Annotated in this window: 12 protein-coding genes and 1 pseudogene; 10 read left to right on the top strand and 3 right to left on the bottom strand. The window is 34.7% G+C overall.

Annotated elements, in window-relative coordinates; all coding sequences use genetic code 11:
- The first annotated feature begins 381 nt into the window (after positions 1–381).
- Positions 382–2316: an amino acid permease gene (locus tag EG814_RS10490; protein ID WP_125721623.1), complete on the top strand. Its 1935-nt coding sequence runs from the start codon at positions 382–384 to the stop codon at positions 2314–2316.
- Between the two features lie 308 nt (positions 2317–2624).
- On the opposite strand, the gene EG814_RS10485 is transcribed toward EG814_RS10490, so the two are convergent.
- On the bottom strand, positions 2625–3827 hold the full coding sequence (locus EG814_RS10485) for an aminotransferase class I/II-fold pyridoxal phosphate-dependent enzyme (RefSeq protein ID WP_125721621.1): 1203 nt from the start codon (positions 3825–3827) through the stop codon (positions 2625–2627).
- Between the two features lie 494 nt (positions 3828–4321).
- Here EG814_RS10485 and EG814_RS10480 point away from each other — a divergent pair, with 494 nt between their 5' ends.
- The 3 genes from EG814_RS10480 to EG814_RS10470 all read left to right on the top strand — a co-directional run bounded on the left by EG814_RS10480 (position 4322) and on the right by EG814_RS10470 (position 7269).
- A complete protein-coding gene (locus EG814_RS10480; RefSeq protein ID WP_053471104.1) occupies positions 4322–4780 on the top strand; it encodes an Lrp/AsnC family transcriptional regulator in 459 nt (152 codons plus the stop codon).
- A 373-nt stretch (positions 4781–5153) separates the two neighbouring features.
- Positions 5154–6557 carry a dihydrolipoyl dehydrogenase gene (lpdA, locus tag EG814_RS10475; protein WP_125721619.1) on the top strand — a complete coding sequence of 468 codons (1404 nt, stop codon included), beginning with the start codon at positions 5154–5156 and terminating at the stop codon, positions 6555–6557.
- A 169-nt stretch (positions 6558–6726) separates the two neighbouring features.
- Positions 6727–7269 (top strand): lipocalin family protein, encoded by a 543-nt coding sequence (locus EG814_RS10470; protein WP_125721617.1) that lies wholly within the window; start codon positions 6727–6729, stop codon positions 7267–7269.
- A 63-nt stretch (positions 7270–7332) separates the two neighbouring features.
- On the opposite strand, the gene EG814_RS10465 is transcribed toward EG814_RS10470, so the two are convergent.
- Positions 7333–7707 (bottom strand): DoxX family membrane protein, encoded by a 375-nt coding sequence (locus EG814_RS10465; RefSeq protein ID WP_125721615.1) that lies wholly within the window; start codon positions 7705–7707, stop codon positions 7333–7335.
- Between the two features lie 300 nt (positions 7708–8007).
- On the opposite strand from EG814_RS10465, the gene EG814_RS10460 reads away from it, so the two are divergent.
- The 3 genes from EG814_RS10460 (at position 8008) to EG814_RS10450 (ending at position 12982) form a co-directional block, all read left to right on the top strand.
- The gene (locus EG814_RS10460) at positions 8008–9294 is read left to right on the top strand and encodes an anthranilate synthase component I family protein (protein WP_125721613.1); all 1287 of its coding nucleotides are present in this window, start codon (positions 8008–8010) and stop codon (positions 9292–9294) included.
- Between the two features lie 296 nt (positions 9295–9590).
- Positions 9591–10901 carry a tRNA lysidine(34) synthetase TilS gene (tilS, locus tag EG814_RS10455; protein ID WP_125721611.1) on the top strand — a complete coding sequence of 437 codons (1311 nt, stop codon included), beginning with the start codon at positions 9591–9593 and terminating at the stop codon, positions 10899–10901.
- On the top strand, positions 10901–12982 hold the full coding sequence (locus EG814_RS10450) for a protein-disulfide reductase DsbD family protein (protein WP_206430302.1): 2082 nt from the start codon (positions 10901–10903) through the stop codon (positions 12980–12982). Before tilS ends, EG814_RS10450 begins: the two co-directional genes overlap by 1 nt.
- A 228-nt stretch (positions 12983–13210) precedes the next feature.
- Here the strand turns inward: EG814_RS10450 and EG814_RS10445 are convergent, their stop codons facing one another.
- Positions 13211–14527, bottom strand: a complete 1317-nt coding sequence (locus EG814_RS10445; RefSeq protein ID WP_125721609.1) for an ammonium transporter — start codon at positions 14525–14527, stop codon at positions 13211–13213.
- Positions 14528–14843: 316 nt separating this feature from the next.
- Between EG814_RS10445 and EG814_RS10440 the strand changes: the two genes are divergently transcribed.
- The 3 genes and pseudogenes from EG814_RS10440 (at position 14844) to EG814_RS10430 (ending at position 18595) form a co-directional block, all read left to right on the top strand.
- Positions 14844–15818 (top strand): Gfo/Idh/MocA family protein, encoded by a 975-nt coding sequence (locus EG814_RS10440; protein ID WP_125721607.1) that lies wholly within the window; start codon positions 14844–14846, stop codon positions 15816–15818.
- A gap of 75 nt (positions 15819–15893) precedes the next feature.
- Positions 15894–17318, top strand: a pseudogene (locus EG814_RS10435) (YifB family Mg chelatase-like AAA ATPase); the annotation flags it as partial.
- A gap of 143 nt (positions 17319–17461) precedes the next feature.
- On the top strand, positions 17462–18595 hold the full coding sequence (locus EG814_RS10430; protein ID WP_235830953.1) for an IS3 family transposase: 1134 nt from the start codon (positions 17462–17464) through the stop codon (positions 18593–18595).
- Positions 18596–18611: the final 16 nt, after the last annotated feature.

Raw genomic sequence — 18611 nt, 5'->3', positions numbered from 1 at the left:
GATTAAAAGGATTAAGAAGATTTTTATTTCACGCAGATTTTGCTGATTTAAGCAGATTCTAAAGATTAAATTTTTAAAAATCTGCGTAAATCTTTTTAGCGTAATCAAAATCTGCATTATCTGCCAAATCTGTGTGAAAAATAATTTAGATATAGATTTAAAAATCTGTGTTAATCCTTTTAATCTGTGGCAAAAATAAAAATTAAAGAAAATTCGTGAATTCGTGGCAAAAAAAATTACGCCTTAAAGTATTCATGGCAGAAAAAAATGACACCATAAAACAAAATCGTTTTATATATTTGATATGAAGATAATTTTTGCATTATTTGCAAAATAAAAGCATTAAGTCTATATTAAATTAATTTAACCGCAAGACACTATATGGCATTTTCAAGTTTATTCCGAAAAAAGACGGTACAAGATATTTTAAAACAAGTCGCAAAAAACGAAGCCGACGGTCATGAGGCGTTAGGAAAACACCTGACGACTAAAGATTTAACGGCTTTTGGAATCGCAGCGATTGTTGGAGCAGGAATCTTTAGTACTATCGGAAAAGCCAGTGCAGATGGTGGACCAGCCGTTATTTTCTTGTTTTTATTTACAGCTTTAGCCTGTAGTTTTGCCGCTTTTGCCTACGCTGAATTTGCATCGATGGTTCCAGTTTCAGGAAGTGCATATACCTACTCTTATGTAGCTTTTGGTGAAATTATCGCTTGGATTATCGGTTGGGCTTTAATTATGGAATATGCCGTCGGAAACATAACAGTTGCCATATCGTGGAGTGATTATTTTACGGGACTTCTCCAAAGTGGCGGAATTCATCTCCCGCAATGGATTCAGATGGATTATTTAACCGCTTCAAACGGTTTTAATGATGCCGAAGCTTTAATGCGAGGCGGAAAATCTTTCGAAAATTTAAGTACAGCGTTACAGCAAGCGCACACGGCTTGGACAACAGCACCAACAATAGGATCATTTCATTTTGTAACCGATTTACCAGCTTTATTCATTATTATTCTGATTACTGCTTTGGTTTACAGAGGAATGAAAGAATCTCGTAATGCCAGTAACTTAATGGTTGTGGTAAAACTTTGCGTAGTGCTTTTAGTAATTGCAGTTGGAGTATTTTATGTAGATACAGCCAATTGGGATCCGTTTGCGCCAAATGGAGTTAGTGGCGTTTTAAAAGGAGTTTCGGCTGTATTTTTTGCTTATATCGGTTTTGATGCCATTTCGACAACGGCCGAAGAATGTAAAAATCCGCAAAGAGATTTACCACGCGGAATGATGTGGGCAATTATAATTTGTACGATTCTCTATATTGCCATTGCTTTGGTTTTGACCGGAATGGTAAAATATCACGAACTTAATGTTGGGGATCCATTAGCATTTGTTTTCGAAAAATTAGATTTAAAATGGATGTCTGGAATTATTGCTGTAAGTGCAGTTGTGGCTATGGCGAGCGTTTTATTGGTTTTCCAAATGGGACAGCCAAGAATCTGGATGAGTATGAGCCGTGACGGATTGTTGCCAAAGAAATTCTCAACAGTGCATCCAAAATTCAAAACGCCTTCTTTTGCTACTGTTGTAACTGGATTTGTTGTTGCAGTTCCGGCTTTGTTTTTAAACTTAACCATGGTAACCGATTTATGTAGTATCGGGACTTTATTTGCCTTTGTTTTAGTTTGTGCAGGAGTTTTGGTACTTCAAAATAAGCCAGAAATTCCGAGAGGAAAATTTAAGACGCCTTATATCAATTCAAAATATATTTTGCCTGTTTTAATGATTGCTGGCTTGTATTACGCTTTTGCTTTCAATAATAAGGCTACGATGGCTTTCATTAATAATGAGACTCAAACAAATGATGCTACAACAATTATTACCTCATTAAATAAAGAAGAATCAGCCAAAGTTTTTAATTATCTGGAAAGTATCGAAGTTAATAATAAAACTGCCGAAACTTCAGATTTAGAACATTTATTAGGACAATATCAAGACGATGAAGTAAAATATGCTGAAGTTGTAAAAGGGCTTCCAATTAGCGATGCAGCAAAATACGAGTCAGGTTTCAGTTTATTTAAACACAAAATTCCAATGTGGATTTTCTTATTTGTTTTAGTTGGATTAGCCGTTTGGGCCTTCAGAAAAAACCTTTCTTTAATTCCGCTTTTAGGATTAATCTGCTGTCTGTATATGATGGCTGAATTAAGCGTTTGGAACTGGATTTATTTTACTATCTGGTTAATAATCGGATTGCTGATTTACTTTGGCTACAGCCGAAAAAATAGTAAACTTAATGCTCAGGTTGTGAGTTAAGAGTTAAGAGTTTTATAAGTAAAAAGCCGTTTTGAAGTTGATTTCAAAACGGCTTTTTATTTTGTCATTCTCGATAACTATCGAGATAAAAGGATTATGCTGATTTTTTGTTTAACGCAGATTCACGCAGATCTAATTTTGATTTTTTTAAAATAATCTGCTTTATCTGCTTCAATCTTTTTAAATCTGCGTGAAACAATCTTAGCGTCTTTTCAAGCAAAAAAAACTTTGTGTCTTAGTGCCTTCGTGGCAAAAAAACTTTAGTGTATCTCTGTGAAAATCCTCCGCGCATCTCTGCGAAACAATATCTACAAAACCCCAAGCTCCACCATACATCCCTTCATCATCTGGTAAGTACGTTCAATATCATTATCCAATCCAATAGAAAAACGAATCAAACCATCTGTTAATCCCATTTCGTGTTGTTCTTCTAGCGGAATCTCACTAGAAGTAGAAGTTCCCGGCGCACTGAATAACGTTTTATAAAACCCTAAACTCACCGCCAGATAACCCAGATTTCGTTCCTGCATTAATTCCATTAATTTATTCGCTTTCGCTAAAGTGCCAACGTCAATGGTAAGCATACCCCCAAAACCATATTCCGGATTAATCATCGTTTTGTACAATTCATGACTCGGGTGACTTTTAAGTCCAGGATAAACCGTTTTTAGACCGTCTTTCTCAAATTGATTCGCTAAATAATGCGCATTATGACTGTGCTGTTTAATTCTGATATGTAACGTTCTCAAATTTTTCATCACACTTGCAGAACGCAAACTATCCATTGTTGGTCCTAAAAGCATGCTTGCACCAGAATTTACATTTTTCAGCGAATTGATAAATTCTTTCGAAGCACAAGTCACACCGCCAACCGTATCACTGCTTCCGTTAATGTATTTTGTTAAAGAATGAATCACAATGTCAGCGCCCAATTTTGCTGGAGAAACAGACAGAGGCGAAAAAGTATTATCGACAACCAATTTTAAGTTATGTCTTTTAGCAATTGCAGCCAAACCGCGAATGTCAGCCACTTCCAATAACGGATTACTCACCGTTTCGCAATATAAAACTTTCGTTTTAGAAGTAATTGCAGCTTCCACAACATCCAATTTAGTGATGTCTACAAAACTCGTTTCAATGCCAAAACGAGGCGTAAAATTCTTCAGAAAAGCATAAGTTCCGCCATAAATCGTTCGGCTCGAAACAATGTGATCACCGGCACCGCATAACTGCAAAAGCGTAGGCGTAATCGCGCCCATTCCCGAAGCCGAAACATTGGCCGTTTCCGTTCCTTCCATCGCCGCCAAAGCCTGATCCAGATACAAATTACTCGGTGAAGAATGGCGCGAATACAAATAACAGCCCTCCATATTCCCTTCAAAAGTATCAAACATCGTTTTTGCCGATAAAAATGTATAAGTCGAAGAATCAGAAATCGACGGATTCACACCGCCAAATTCGCCAAAGTATTGCAAATCCTGAATTTTATCTGCTGGGTTAAAGTTTTTCATAAGTTTTTGTTTTTTATTGTTTCAGGTTTCAAGTTTCAAGTTGTTGGAACTTTAAACCAATTTTTGGAATTTGGAATTTCGTTATTGGAATTTTTAGAAGCTATTGCCGCTATCCGTTTCAAGTCCTCGCAAAAAAGTCAAAATTTCTAATGTCCTAAAAAGAGCTTCCGCTGGTCGCTTTTTTAGAACAAGAAATTTTTGCCTTTTTTACTGTGGGCTTTCCACTTCTATCAGGGCTAGGCACTCGTTTTCAAAAGAAATCCTCGTCAAAGAAAAGATAGTATAGATTAATAATCAACTAAGTGGTTTTTATTTAGATTTTAAAACTATAAAAAAGTGTTTATTTTGGTTTTTAATCTAAATTTGAATTACAAAATCTAATTCTGTAGATTTTCTTTCGAAAACAACAAACAATAAAATTAACCAGAGGATGAGATTAGCTAACGCTCAGTTCGCTTGCGCTCGAGTGCTTCGTTCCTCGCAATGACGTAACCATGACATTAGACGAAATCGATAAAAAACTTCTTGTTTTGCTCCAAACTGATAGTAAAAAGACCAATAAAGAATTGTCTTTAAAACTTAATTTATCAGTAACAGCAGTTTACGAACGCATCAAAAAACTGGAACGTGAAGGCATTATAAAAAACTACGCCGCCCTTGTAGATAAATCCAAAATCGAAAAAGGATTTGTGGTTTTCTGTCATTTAAAACTCATTCAGCACACCAAAGAATTCCTGACCAAATTTGAAAGCGAGGTCATAAAACTCAATGAGGTTTTAGAATGCCATCACGTAAGCGGTGATTACGATTATATCTTAAAAGTCCTCGTAAAAGATATGGAAGCATACAGAGAATTTTTAGTCACAAAACTTACTTCGTTGCAGCATATCGGAAGCACCCAAAGTATGTTTATGATTAGTGAAGTGAAGAATTCGACGGTGATTTCGTTCTAAGATTTTAAGATGCTGAGGTGCAAAGTTTTTTTAATCGCGCAAAGACGCAAAGGCGCAAAGTTTTTTTGAATTGCTTCCAGCTAAAGCTGGAGGCAATTCATTTTATTAAAAACTTTGCGTCTTTGCGCGATTAAAAAAGCCTTCATGATCTTTCCATCGAAAACTAAAATCAAAAAAGCTTTGCGTCTTAGCACCTTCGTGGCAAAAAAAAACACAATGCAAAATAAAAAACTTTGTGAACCTCTGCGATAAACCTCCGTGCATCTCTGCGGTACAAAACCTCAAAATTTCACACAAAAAACATTGAAAATTAAACTTCAAACAAAACTTTATTCCTTAAATTTGTGACGCTTAAAATAAAAAAGACAAAACTATGAGTTCATTTGACGTAGTCATTATAGGTTCAGGTCCTGGCGGATATGTATCAGCAATTCGTTGCGCACAATTAGGTTTCAAAACTGCTATTGTAGAAAAATATAATTCATTAGGCGGAACTTGCCTTAACGTGGGTTGTATTCCTTCAAAAGCATTATTATCATCTTCTCACCATTACGCTGAAATTGCTCATTTTGCTGACCACGGAATCGAAGTTTCTGGCGATGTAAAAATCAATTTAGAGAAAATGATCGCGCGCAAACAAGCTGTTGTAGATCAAACCGTAGGTGGAATCAACTACTTAATGGATAAAAATAAAATTACTGTTTTTAATGGTTTAGGATCTTTCGTAGACGCAACGCACATTGCTGTTGCAAAAGCAGACGGAACATCAGAAACTATCGAAGCAAAATATACTGTAATTGCTACAGGATCAAAACCATCTTCTTTACCTTTCATCAAAATAGATAAAGAAAGAATCATTACTTCTACAGAAGCTTTGGCTTTAAAAGAAGTTCCAAAACACTTAGTTATTATTGGTGGAGGCGTTATTGGAATCGAGCTTGGACAAGTTTACCTTCGTCTTGGAGCTCAGGTTTCTGTGGTTGAATTCATGGACAGAATCATTCCAGGAATGGACGGAGCGCTTTCTAAAGAATTAACTAAAGTGTTGAAAAAACAAGGAATGAAATTCTACGTTTCTCACAAAGTAAAATCAGTTGAAAGAAACGGCGATGCTGTTGTTGTTCAAGCTGAAAATGCAAAAGGAGAAACAATCACTTTAGAAGGAGATTACTCATTAGTTTCTGTTGGTCGTCGTCCTTACACAGACGGATTAAACGCTGACAAAGCTGGAGTTAAGATTTCAGACAGAGGACAAGTAGAAGTAAACGATCATTTACAAACTAGTGTTCCAAACATTTACGCAATTGGTGACGTTGTTCGTGGAGCAATGTTAGCGCACAAAGCGGAAGAAGAAGGAGTAATGGTTGCTGAAATTTTAGCAGGTCAAAAACCACATATCGACTATAACTTAATCCCTGGTGTAGTTTACACATGGCCAGAAGTTGCTGCTGTTGGACAAACAGAAGAGCAATTAAAAGCAGCTGGAGTGAAATACAAATCAGGAAGTTTCCCATTCAAAGCTTTAGGACGTGCAAGAGCAAGTGCTGACTTAGACGGATTTGTAAAAATCTTAGCTGATGAAAAAACAGACGAAGTTTTAGGAGTTCATATGATTGGTGCTCGTACAGCAGATTTAATTGCTGAAGCGGTTACTGCAATGGAATTTAAAGCTTCTGCTGAAGATATTTCTAGAATGAGCCACGCACACCCAACTTTCGCGGAAGCGGTAAAAGAAGCAGCATTGGCAGCTACAGAAAATAGAGCTTTACACGTATAATTTACGTAAATCATATTAAAACCGTTCCGTCTCGTCAGATTCTGACGAGACGGAACGGTTTTTTTGTGCTTAAAATTTAAGCTTTGGATCATATAATATTCTAAAATAATTTTGTAAATTAGATGTGTAATTCAGGTGCTATCTTTATCATTATTAAAAAGATAGAATTATGAAAAGTAGATATATAGTTCCAATTCTAATTGGAGCAGGAATTGGAATCGCATTGACCTCATGCGGAGGCGGAATTCCAAAAAATGCAAAAGCTGTAACAAACTTTGACAGCACGAAATATCTCGGAAAATGGTACGAAATTGCCAGATTAGATTACAAATGGGAAAGAGATCTGAACAATGTAACTGCCGAGTATTCTTTAAATGAAGATAAAACTATAAAAGTTGATAATAAGGGCTATAATGTCAAAAAAGACAAATGGGAGGAAAGTATCGGGAAAGCCAAATTTGTCACAAAGGACAATGTCGGTATGCTTAAGGTTTCATTTTTTGGTCCTTTTTATTCTGGTTACAATGTCGTAGCAATCGATCCCGATTACAAATACGCACTTGTGGCTGGAGAAAGTTTAAAATACATGTGGATACTTTCTAGAGAAAAAACAATTCCAGAAAGTGTAAAAGCAGATTTTCTTATCAAAGCGCAGGAAATTGGTTACAATGTAACCGATTTGGTTTGGGTGAAGCACGATAAGGTAAATTAGAAAACAAAAAGTCCGTCTCGTTATTTCTATCGGGACGGACTTTCTGTTTTATTTGAAAATGATTTATGCTGTAAAAACACTTTTGTAATTATCCCAGTATCTGTAAATCAAAAATAAATTTCCTAGAAATAACAGTATGGCAATAGGCAAGCCTTCGGGTGCAAGAAAATAGTTGATAAACAAAATATTTACCGTAATCGGTAAGATCAAGACGTTGGCTAGAGTTACATAACGCCCAGTTACAAATGCAATTCCACAAAGCAGCTCAATTGATTTTGCCAACGGCATCAAATAAGTGGCAGCCATTAAACCTACATTAAAAGCTTTAAAGTTTCCTGTAGTTTCAGGTTCAGGCATCAAGTGAAAAAAGTAACTGATAGAGGCAAAAAGTAGCAAAAGACCAATTAAAACGCGGACAATAATGGTGGCAATTTTCATAATACTTAGGATTTTTTAGGGTTAAAAAATATAATTAAGCTATTGGAAAAGATGCAATTTATAAGCTCAAAGTAGAATCACAAATTATGTTTTTTGAGGTTCTTTTTTAAGAATTGTACAATCAAACCAAGGCTGTTTTAGGATTAATCTAATTGTATATCAAATATAACGAATTTTTTCTTATAAAAAAGCATGTCTTTTTAACAGTTTTGCAATCAGATTCAAAACGTTTGATTATTTTTTTTGCTTTCCGCTAATGAAAGAATTTTGTCGTAATTTTGACCTTTAAAATTACCATTTTTGAGAGTTTCCATCCATAAAAATATTGCCAATCCGAAACTGTTTAAGGAGCAGCTTTTAAGTTGGGCGCAGCAATTTCGCGAAGTCGTTTTTTTAGACAGCAATTCTTATCCGCAACAGTATTCGAGTTTTGACTGCATATTGGCAGCAGATGCTTTTACGTCTTTAAAAACCGATTATTACAATGCTTTTGAAGATTTAAAACAATATCAGCAAAATACCAAAGACTGGCTTTTTGGATATCTTTCTTACGATTTAAAGAATGATGTAGAAAAACTGCAATCGAATAATTTTGACGGTTTGCACTTTCCAGATTTGTTTTTCTTTCAGCCTAAAAAGATTTTTATTTTGAAAGGAAATGAACTTGAAATTCAGTATTTAATGCTTTGCGATGATGAGATTGAAGAGGACTTTGAGGAAATAGTCCAAAGTACTGAGTCCAAAGTCCAAAGTTTAGAACCGTTAGAAATTGAACAGCGTATTTCGAAAGAATTGTATATTCAGAAAATAAATAAAATGCTGGAACATATTCATATTGGAGATATGTACGAAGCGAATTTCTGCATGGAATTTTATGCTGAAAATGCAATTATAAATCCGTTAGAAAAGTTTCAGAAGCTGAATGAGATTTCACAACCGCCTTTTTCTGTTTTCTTTAAAAATTACAAACACTATTTGCTTTCAGCTTCGCCAGAACGATATCTGAAAAAGGAAGGAGATAAAATTATTTCGCAGCCAATTAAAGGAACTTCGAGACGTTTTGTAGATCCGGTTGAAGATGAAAAATCGAAGAGTACTTTAGCGACAGATGCCAAAGAAAGAGCTGAAAATATCATGATAACCGATTTGGTTCGAAATGATTTGTCGCATACTTCGCAAAAAGGTTCGGTAGTGGTTGAAGAGCTTTGTGGCATTTATTCTTTTTTGCAAGTACATCAGATGATTTCTACAATTAGTTCGAGATTAGATCCGCAATATTCTGCTGTAGATGTTTTAAAAACAACCTTTCCGATGGGAAGCATGACGGGAGCGCCAAAAATTTCGGTTATGGAAATTGTAGAAAATCTGGAAGAAACCAAAAGAGGATTATACAGTGGAGCAGTGGGGTATTTTACGCCAGATGGCGATTTTGATTTTAATGTTGTAATTAGAAGTATTTTATACAATCAGGAAAATAAATATGTTTCATTTTCGGTCGGAAGTGCCATTACAGCGCAATCTATTCCTGAAAAAGAATATGAAGAATGCTTGCTGAAAGCCAAGGCAATGCATGAAGTTTTGCAATGAAAAGATAGCCACGAATTCACGAATTATTTTTTTACGTAGATCGAACATATTTTTTTGCCACAGATTAAAAAGATTTGCACAGATTTTAAATTATTTTAATATGTGGCTATTTAGTTGAAGAAATAATTTGTGGGAATTTGTGTATTTGTGGCAAAAGAAAATATGCGCCATCAGCATAAAAAATAATTCGTGAATTGCTTCGCCTGTTCGCTATCGCTCGGGTCGTGGCTAATAAAAATATCACGCTTAACATTTCGTTTGAAAAATAAACAAAACTTATTCTTTACTTTTATCAGATGTTTTTAAAATTTCAAAATCATATCGTTTCGAGATTTCCGTTTTTAGCCAAAAAAAAGCTTTTTCTGGCTGTAAGTGGTGGGTTAGACAGTATGGTTTTATTGCATTTATTGAATAAATTGCCTTATGAAATTGCAGTTCTACATTGCAATTTTCAACTGCGCGGATTGGAAAGTTTTGGAGATCAGGAATTTATTCAGAAGTATTGCGATCAAAACAATATTCCCATTTTTACCACCCATTTTGATACCGAAGCTTTTGCTAAAGATTATAAATTATCGACACAAGTTGCGGCAAGAGAGCTTCGTTATAGTTGGTTTTATGAACTTTTAGAAGAAAAAAACTTCGATTATATTCTGACGGCACATCATGCAGATGATAATCTAGAGACGTTTGTCATCAATTTAACTCGTGGAACGGGATTGGAAGGTTTAACTGGAATTCCAGAACAAAACGATAAAATTATTCGTCCGCTTTTGCCTTTTTCAAGAGAAGAAATCTTGAAGTATGCCGAAGAAAATAAAATAGAATGGCGTGAAGACAGCAGTAATGCTTCGAGTAAATATCTTCGAAATAAAATTCGTCATAACTTGGTTCCAGTTTTAAAAGAAATTAATCCTAATTTTTTGGATGCTTTTCAGAAAACTCAATCCTTTCTTCAAGAATCAAAAGAAATGGTTGAAGATGCTTCGATTATGATTTATCAGCAAGTGGCGAAAGAAGCAGGAGATGATATTCATTTCGATTTAAATCAACTAAAAAAACTTCCCAATTATAAATCGTATTTGTACCAATGGCTGAATGAATTTGGCTTTTCTGCATGGAATGATATTTATGATTTGGTTGAAGGACAATCTGGCAAACAAGTTCTTTCAGAGGAATTTAGATTGCTAAAAAATAGAGAAACGTTGATTTTGAGTCCGTTTTCCGACACGTCAGAAAAGGAAGAATATGAAATTACTGAAAACGATACAGAAGTTAATTTTCCCTTAAAAATGAGTCTTTGTAACGTTGATCACACAACATTCGGTTCAAATAAGGTTATATTTGTCGATTCCGACAAAATCCAATTTCCTCTGACTTTGCGTAAATGGAAAGAAGGAGATGTTTTTCAGCCTTTTGGAATGAATGGAAAATCTAAAAAAGTAAGCAAGCTTTTTAAAGACGAAAAATTATCATTGATCGAAAAAGAAAAAACTTGGATTTTATGTTCTGAAAATGAAATAATCTGGGTTGTTGGAATAAGACAGGACGAACGTTTTAAAATAGAAAAAACCACAAATAGAATACTTAAAATAGAAATACAATAATGAACTTTACTCAAAATCTTCAGACAAGTTTGTCAAAAAACGTTTGGACTAAAACCATTTTACTTTTCTTGTTTTTCTTTGCTTTTGCAAAAGGTAATGCGCAAATGTTAGAACCTGTAAAATGGACTTCTAAAATTGAAAAAAAAGGAAACAATGCTGTTTTGATTTTTGATGCTGTAATCGAAAAAGACTGGCATATGTATTCGCAGTTTACACCAGACGGCGGACCTTTGGCATTAGAAATTAGTTTTAAAAACCAGAAAGGAAATTATGAGCTAGTTGGAAAAGCTAAAGAAGGCAAAACGAGAACAGCTTTTAATGATGTTTTTGGTGTAGATGAAACTTTCTTTGAAGGGAAAGCGCACATTGAACAAGAGATAAAAATCATTAATCCGAATTTAAAAACGGTCGATGTAGATTTTGATTTTCAGGTTTGTAAAGAAGTTTGCATCAACTCAAGCAAGAAATTCTCAATTGCAGTTCCTTCTACTTTCAAAATGGATGAAGTTCCAGTTGTAGCAGAAGTTAAAGCTGATGAAACTAAAGTAGTTGGATTGGCTGTTGATACAGCTAAAACAGAAGAGGCAGTTCAGCCAAAAACGGAAAAGATAGCTGAGGTAGCTAAAGAAGAAATTCCGGCACCAGCGCCTGCAAGAAGTTTGTGGTCGATCTTTTTTATTGCGTTTTTATCTGGATTCGCAGCATTATTAACGCCTTGTGTTTTTCCAATGATTCCGATGACGGTAAGCTTCTTTACGAAACAAAGTAAAAGCCGTGCAAAAGGAATTAGAAATGCAATTATTTACGGACTTTCAATTATTGCTATTTATGTAATTCTAGGATTAATTGTAACTAAAATATTTGGTGCCGATGCCTTAAATGCACTGTCTACAGATGTTTGGTTCAACCTGATTTTCTTTGTGATTTTAATCATTTTTGCAACGTCATTTTTGGGAGCTTTCGAAATTATGCTTCCAAATTCATGGGCAAACAAAGCCGATCAGCAAGCCGATAAAGGCGGTTTAATCGGAATATTATTCATGGCTTTAGCTTTAGCAATTGTATCTTTTTCTTGTACAGGGCCAATTGTTGGGACATTATTGGTTGAAGCAGCTTCAAACGGAGGAATTGCTCCAATTGTTGGAATGCTAGGTTTCTCATTAGCATTAGCGCTTCCGTTTATGTTATTTGCCATGTTCCCAGGCTGGTTAAATTCATTGCCAAAATCGGGTGGATGGTTGAATACAGTAAAAGTAGTTTTAGGATTTTTAGAATTGGCTTTGGCATTCAAATTTTTATCCAATGCAGATTTGGTTTTACAATTGCATTTCTTAGAAAGAGAAGTGTTTATCGCTATCTGGATTGCCATTTTTGGAGCTTTGACATTATATTTATTCGGAAAAATTACATTGCCTCACGATAGTCCGACCAATCATATTTCTGTTGGAAGATTGTATTTAGGATTATTGACTTTAGTATTTACTATGTATTTAATTCCAGGACTTTGGGGAGCGCCTTTAAAATTAATTAGTGCTTTCCCGCCGCCGCCGACATATAGCGAAAGTCCATTTGGAGTGGGAAGATCTGGAAATTCGGGAGTTTCGGCAGAATCTATAAAAGGCCTTCCAGAAGGAGCAGAATTAGGTCCGCACGGAATTATGGTTTTTCATGATTACGAAGACGGATTAGCTTACGCGAAAGAAATCAAAAAGCCAATTATGCTTGATTTTACAGGTTATGCTTGTGTAAATTGCAGAAAAATGGAAAATAACGTTTGGTCTGAGCCAGCGATTTTGCCTATTCTAAAAAATGATGTGGTTCTAATTTCACTTTATGTTGATGATAAACGTGAATTGCCAAAAGAAGAGCAATTTACAACTGAAGCTGGAGATAAAATCATTACAGTTGGAGATAAATGGACCGATTTTATGATTTCTAAATATAAAACTAATACACAGCCTTTGTATGTGATTACAGATTTGGAAGGTAATAATATGAATACTTCTAAACCTACAATCAGTTATGTAAGTGCTGATGAATATTTAAAATGGTTGAAAGAAGGAATTGCTAATTTTAAGTGATTAGATAAATAGTCAATTAGCAATTAGAAAATAGAAAATAGAAAATAGAAAATAGAAAATAGAAAATAGAAAATAGAAAATAGAAAGAAACTAATTAAGCATCTATTCCAAAAATCTACAATCTAAAATCAACAATAAAAACAAAAGGTTAATTCAAGCAAAAAGCACTCTAAGTCAAATTTAGAGTGCTTTTTTATTTATCAAGTAATGTGAGAAGGGAATTTATTCTTATAAGAATTCTCCGTGTTGAGAGATATCTAATCCAAGTTCTTCTTTTTCTTCAGTAACTCTTAGCGGAGTAATTTTGTTAACGATGAAGAATAAAGCGTAAGAAGCTACAAAGGCAAAAATTGAAACAATAACCAAAGCAGTTAATTGGTTGATGAATAATGTTGGAGTACCGAAGATTAAACCTTGGTTATCTCCAACTGCTGGGTTGATTGCTTTTGAAGCAAAAACACCAGTTAAAAGCATACCTACCATTCCGCCAACACCGTGACAAGCAAATACATCTAATGCATCATCGATTTTTCCTTTAGGGAATTTGCTTACTACAATGTTACTCACAATTGCAGAGAATAAACCGATAGAAATAGCGTGAGAAATACTTACGAAACCAGCAGCAGGTGTAATAGCTACAAGACCTACAACAGCTCCGATACAAGCTCCAAGAGCAGATAATTTATGACCTAAAATTTTGTCAAGGAAAACCCAAGCCATTGCAGCAGCTGCAGCAGCAACAGTTGTAGTTCCTAAAGCTTGAGCAGCAAGACCATTTGCTCCTAAAGCAGATCCAGCGTTGAAACCAAACCATCCGAACCAAAGTAAACCTGTTCCTAATAAGACATAAGTAATTCTCGCAGGATTTGCTTTTTGAACTTTTCTTTTTCCTAAGAAGATGGCTCCAGCCAATGCAGCCCATCCAGCACTCATGTGTACTACTGTTCCTCCAGCGAAGTCCAAAACTCCCATTTTGAAGAAAACTCCATCAGGATGCCAAGTCATGTGAGCAAGCGGAGTATATATCAATAATATGAATAAAACCATAAATAGCAAATAAGCCCAGAAACGGATACGTTCTGCAAATGCTCCAGTGATTAATGCAGGAGTAATGATGGCGAATTTTGCCTGAAATAATGCGAATAAAATAAATGGAATTGTTGGTGCAAGGCTCCAAGCTGTATTAGTTCCAACTCCTTCAAAGAATAAATTATAAGATGGGTTTCCGATAATTCCTCCAATTGTTGGTCCAAAAGCCAATCCAAAAGCTACAACTGTCCATAGAATAGTAACAATGACCATTGCCATAAAACTTTGAAGCATAGTACTAATTACGTTTTTCTTACCTACCATACCTCCGTAGAAAAATCCTAATCCAGGTGTCATTAACAATACAAATGCAGTTGCAACGATCATCCAGGCAGTATCTCCCGTATCAAACTTTACAGCTTCTGCAGGAATTGGGTTGTCTACAATGATAAAGTTCGAAATAAAGGTTAGTACCAAAATCGTGATAAGAATCACACTTAAAATAATTTTTCGCATAGTTATTTAGTTTTAAATTTTTTATAAAAGTATAAAATGATTTGATACCCCCTAAAAAAATAGGGTTGTGTGTTTAATTTTTGTTAAATTTAAAATTTAACCCCTCTGATTTTGCGTAGATTTCTTAAAACAAACTTAAAATTTATAATTTAGCAACATTCTTTTTTCACTTAACATCATTTTTGATAATTTTTGAGGTAATTGATTGCTATTTTTTGTAGGATAATTGATATTTGTTATTTAAAAAACGTCTTAAGTTTGTTGTAAAGAATATTTTTTAATCTTTTTAACAATTTTGGTGATTATAATATAAAGAATGGAAAACAGAAAAATTAAATGGGGAATAGTTGGACTTGGAAATATAGCAAGTCAGTTTGCATCTGATTTGTTATTGATTGAAAATGCTGAATTGACGGCAGTTGCGTCTAGAGACTTTTCTAAGGCAGAGCAATTTGGCGAGAAATTCAATGCTTTAAGAATGTATAATTCTTATGATTTGCTATTTGAAGATCCAGAAGTTGAAATTGTTTATATCGCAACTCCTCATAATTCTCACGCCGAATTGTCTATAAAAGCATTAGAAAATGGCAAGCATGTTTTATGCGAAAAACCAATGACATTATCGTATAAAGATGCTGAAAGAATAATTGAAGCTTCTAAAAAGCATAATAAATTTTTTATGGAAGCATTTTGGACACGCTTTATTCCATCAGTTCAGGATGTTTTACATAAAATCAATAATGGAGCAATTGGAAACGTAAACTACATAAAAGCCGATTTTGCCTTTTACGGAAGTGAAACAGAAAACAAAAGGCTCTTTGATGCGGAGCTTGGTGGCGGAGCATTGTTTGATATTGGAGTTTATCCGTTATTTATCTCCTATATACTATTAGGTAATCCAAAAGAGATTTTTGCGAGCGCCATTAAACATAAAAATAATATCGATTTACAGACTTCTATGATTCTGCAATACGAATCGGCTCAATCGGTTCTTCATGCTTCTATAGTTTCAGATTCTGATATGAAAGCTGTTATTTCTGGAACCGAAGGTCGAATAGAATTAAACGCGCCGTGGTTTGTTGCAGATGGGTATTCTTTATTTAAGAATGAAGAAAAGGAAGCTGTTTTTACTTTGCCAACTCTCGGAAAAGGATATTCTTACGAAATTATAGAATGCCAAAATTGTATTTTGAATAATCAAATTGAGAGTGAGTTTTGGTCACATCAGAATTGTTTGGATTTAAGTAAGATAGTAGAGGAGGTTAAGAGTCAGATCGGACTTACATTTTAAATAATTTATTTGTAATAAAATATTTACATTTAATTATTTTTCATTAGTTTTAAAAACAATTAATGAAAGATAATTATGTTAACAAAAGTTTACGGAAGTGCCGTATTTGGAGTTGAGGCTACAACCATTACAGTTGAGGTACATATGGATGCAGGAATTGGGTATCACTTAGTTGGTCTTCCAGATAGTGCGATAAAAGAAAGCAGTTTTAGAATCGCAGCAGCGCTCAAAAATAATGGCTATAAGATGCCGGGAAAGCGAATCACGATTAATATGGCTCCGGCAGATCTTCGCAAAGAAGGTTCCTCTTATGATTTGACTTTGACAATGGGAATCTTGGTCGGTTCAGATCAGATCAAAGCTCCTGAAATTGAACAGTATATTATTATGGGTGAACTTTCTTTAGACGGAAGTCTGCAGCCTATTCGAGGTGCTTTGCCTATTGCCATAAAAGCCAAAGAAGAAGGTTATAAAGGATTTTTTCTTCCGATCCAAAATGTAAAAGAAGCCGCAATTGTAGCAGGTTTAGATGTTTACGGAGTTTCAAATCTTAAAGAAATAATTGATTTTTTTTCAGGAAAAGGAACGCTACAGCCAACCGTTATCGATACCAGAGCAGAATTTTATAAAACCTTAGATTTTCCCGAATTTGATTTTTCTGATGTGCGCGGCCAAGAAAGCATTAAACGCTGTATGGAGATTGCTGCAGCGGGCGGGCATAATATTATTTTAATTGGTCCGCCGGGAGCAGGAAAAACTATGCTGGCCAAACGAGTTCCGAGTATTTTACCGCCAATGACTTTGCGTGAAGCTTTGGAAACGACTAAAATTCATAGCGTTGCAGGAAAATTAAAAGAAGTCGGATTGATGAACCAAAGACCATTTAGAAGTCCGCACCATACTATTTCGAATGTGGCGCTCGTCGGTGGAGGGAGTTATCCGCAGCCTGGTGAGATTTCGATGGCGCACAATGGCGTTTTGTTTTTGGATGAATTGCCAGAATTTAAAAGAGACGTTTTAGAAGTAATGCGTCAGCCTTTAGAAGATCGAGAAGTGACCATTTCGAGAGCTAAATTTACCATTACGTATCCTTCATCTTTTATGCTGGTGGCAAGCATGAACCCAAGCCCTAGCGGATTCTTTAACGATCCAAGCGCGCCAAACACGTCTTCGCCACACGAAATGCAGCGTTATATGAGTAAAATTTCTGGACCTTTATTAGATCGAATAGATATTCATATCGAGGTGACACCAGTTCCGTTTGAGAAACTAGCAGATGATCGAAAGGCAGAAAGCAGTGTAGAAATTCGTAAACGTGTTACGGCTGCGAGAGAAATTCAAACGAAACGATTTGAAACGATGGAAAATGTACATTACAATGCCCAAATGAGCAGTAAACTGATTCGAGATTTTTGTGTTTTAGACGAGCCATCAAAAGAATTGCTTAAAACCGCAATGGAACGTTTGAATCTTTCTGCAAGAGCTTACGACAGAATTTTGAATAATAAACTTATTTATGTATAGTTCATTTTTTATAGTTTAAAATAGCTTTTATTTCGTGGGCTTACTCAATTAGAAATTAGTTTTTGTTCAGATTATCAGTGTTTTACTTTATTGTTTGACTTATATTTTTTAAATTCACAATGGTAATAGAATCTAAAGGTGAAGGGATGGAGAAAAATAAAATTTATGACCGCGATTTCAAAGTGAATGCAGTCAAATTGGCTCTTAAATCAAATCGTTTTAAAGTGGCGAAAGAACTTGGGATAGCGATAACAAACATCTATAGATGGCAAGCTGAATTTCAAAAATATGGAGCAGATAGCTTTTGTGGAGTAAATAATTTTAGAACCCCCGAACAAAAAAAAAATTCTGAACTTAAAAGAATTCTTAAACAAAAGCTTAAAGATACAGAACTTGAAATTGAAATATTTAAGAGTGCGAGTAATTATATTCTTGAGGGAAGACTAATGATTTTTCATTTTATTGAAAACAATTTAGACAGATATCGGCTGTATAGAATGTGTAAAGTTTTAGGTACAAGTCAGCTTGCATATTATAATTGGAGAAATAAAATACTAACTCCAAAACAAATGCAGACAATTTTTATAGAGAAAGAAATAACTTCTGTGTTTTATGAATATAAGCAGAGATATGGTAATGCAAAAATCTCAGCAGAATTAAAAAGCAGAGGAATTAAAATATCAGTTTCTAAAGTTACTTCTCATATGAAAAAATTAGGTCTTGTTAGTAAGCGTAGTGTAAAACATAAAATTAAATCTTCTTCGCCGTTTGTTCCTTACAATCCTTATATTTTTCCCCATCTTTTAAATAGTCCTTTTAAGGTCGAAGAAACTTCTCAAGTTTGGGTTTCAGGCATAGCCAGTGTCGAAACAAATGAACAGCTTTTATTTCTAACAATTATAATGGATTTATTTGATAGAAAAATTATTGGGTGGAGTCTGAGTGATGGATTGACAACGAAAGAAACTTCATTGGCATCGTGGGAAATGGCAGTTCGTACTAGAAAAACTAAGAAAGGGTTGATATTTCATTCTGATCGATCGCCTCAGTACGCTAATAATTTGTTCACTAGAAAATTAAAATCTTTTAAAGGTGTCATGCGAAGTATGAGCCGAACAGGAAATCGTTTAGATAATGTTTCAGTTAAAAGCTTTTTCGTTTCACTTAAATCTGAATTAGTCAATCTTAATGCTAATTTAACTAAAGGGGAAATGGAAGAACGAATAGTCAGATATATTAACACTAAACATTAAAGGGAGGATTCTAGTA

The organism is Flavobacterium ustbae, assembly GCF_003946915.1.
Lineage (GTDB): Bacteria > Bacteroidota > Bacteroidia > Flavobacteriales > Flavobacteriaceae > Flavobacterium > Flavobacterium ustbae.
The sequence above is the reverse complement of the archived record's forward strand: the minus strand, read 5'-3'. Positions and strand labels throughout refer to the sequence as shown.

Excerpts from the sequence above, each read along its gene's own strand:
- lpdA (WP_125721619.1), top strand. The coding sequence starts at position 5,154 with ATGAGTTCATTTGACGTAGTCATTATAGGTTCAGGTCCTGGCGGATAT.
- EG814_RS10485 (WP_125721621.1), bottom strand. The coding sequence starts at position 3,827 with ATGAAAAACTTTAACCCAGCAGATAAAATTCAGGATTTGCAATACTTT.
- EG814_RS10470 (WP_125721617.1), top strand. The coding sequence starts at position 6,727 with ATGAAAAGTAGATATATAGTTCCAATTCTAATTGGAGCAGGAATTGGA.
- tilS (WP_125721611.1), top strand. The coding sequence starts at position 9,591 with ATGTTTTTAAAATTTCAAAATCATATCGTTTCGAGATTTCCGTTTTTA.
- EG814_RS10490 (WP_125721623.1), top strand. The coding sequence starts at position 382 with ATGGCATTTTCAAGTTTATTCCGAAAAAAGACGGTACAAGATATTTTA.
- EG814_RS10430 (WP_235830953.1), top strand. The coding sequence starts at position 17,462 with ATGGTAATAGAATCTAAAGGTGAAGGGATGGAGAAAAATAAAATTTAT.
- EG814_RS10450 (WP_206430302.1), top strand. The coding sequence starts at position 10,901 with ATGAACTTTACTCAAAATCTTCAGACAAGTTTGTCAAAAAACGTTTGG.
- EG814_RS10465 (WP_125721615.1), bottom strand. The coding sequence starts at position 7,707 with ATGAAAATTGCCACCATTATTGTCCGCGTTTTAATTGGTCTTTTGCTA.
- EG814_RS10440 (WP_125721607.1), top strand. The coding sequence starts at position 14,844 with ATGGAAAACAGAAAAATTAAATGGGGAATAGTTGGACTTGGAAATATA.
- EG814_RS10480 (WP_053471104.1), top strand. The coding sequence starts at position 4,322 with ATGACATTAGACGAAATCGATAAAAAACTTCTTGTTTTGCTCCAAACT.
- EG814_RS10445 (WP_125721609.1), bottom strand. The coding sequence starts at position 14,527 with ATGCGAAAAATTATTTTAAGTGTGATTCTTATCACGATTTTGGTACTA.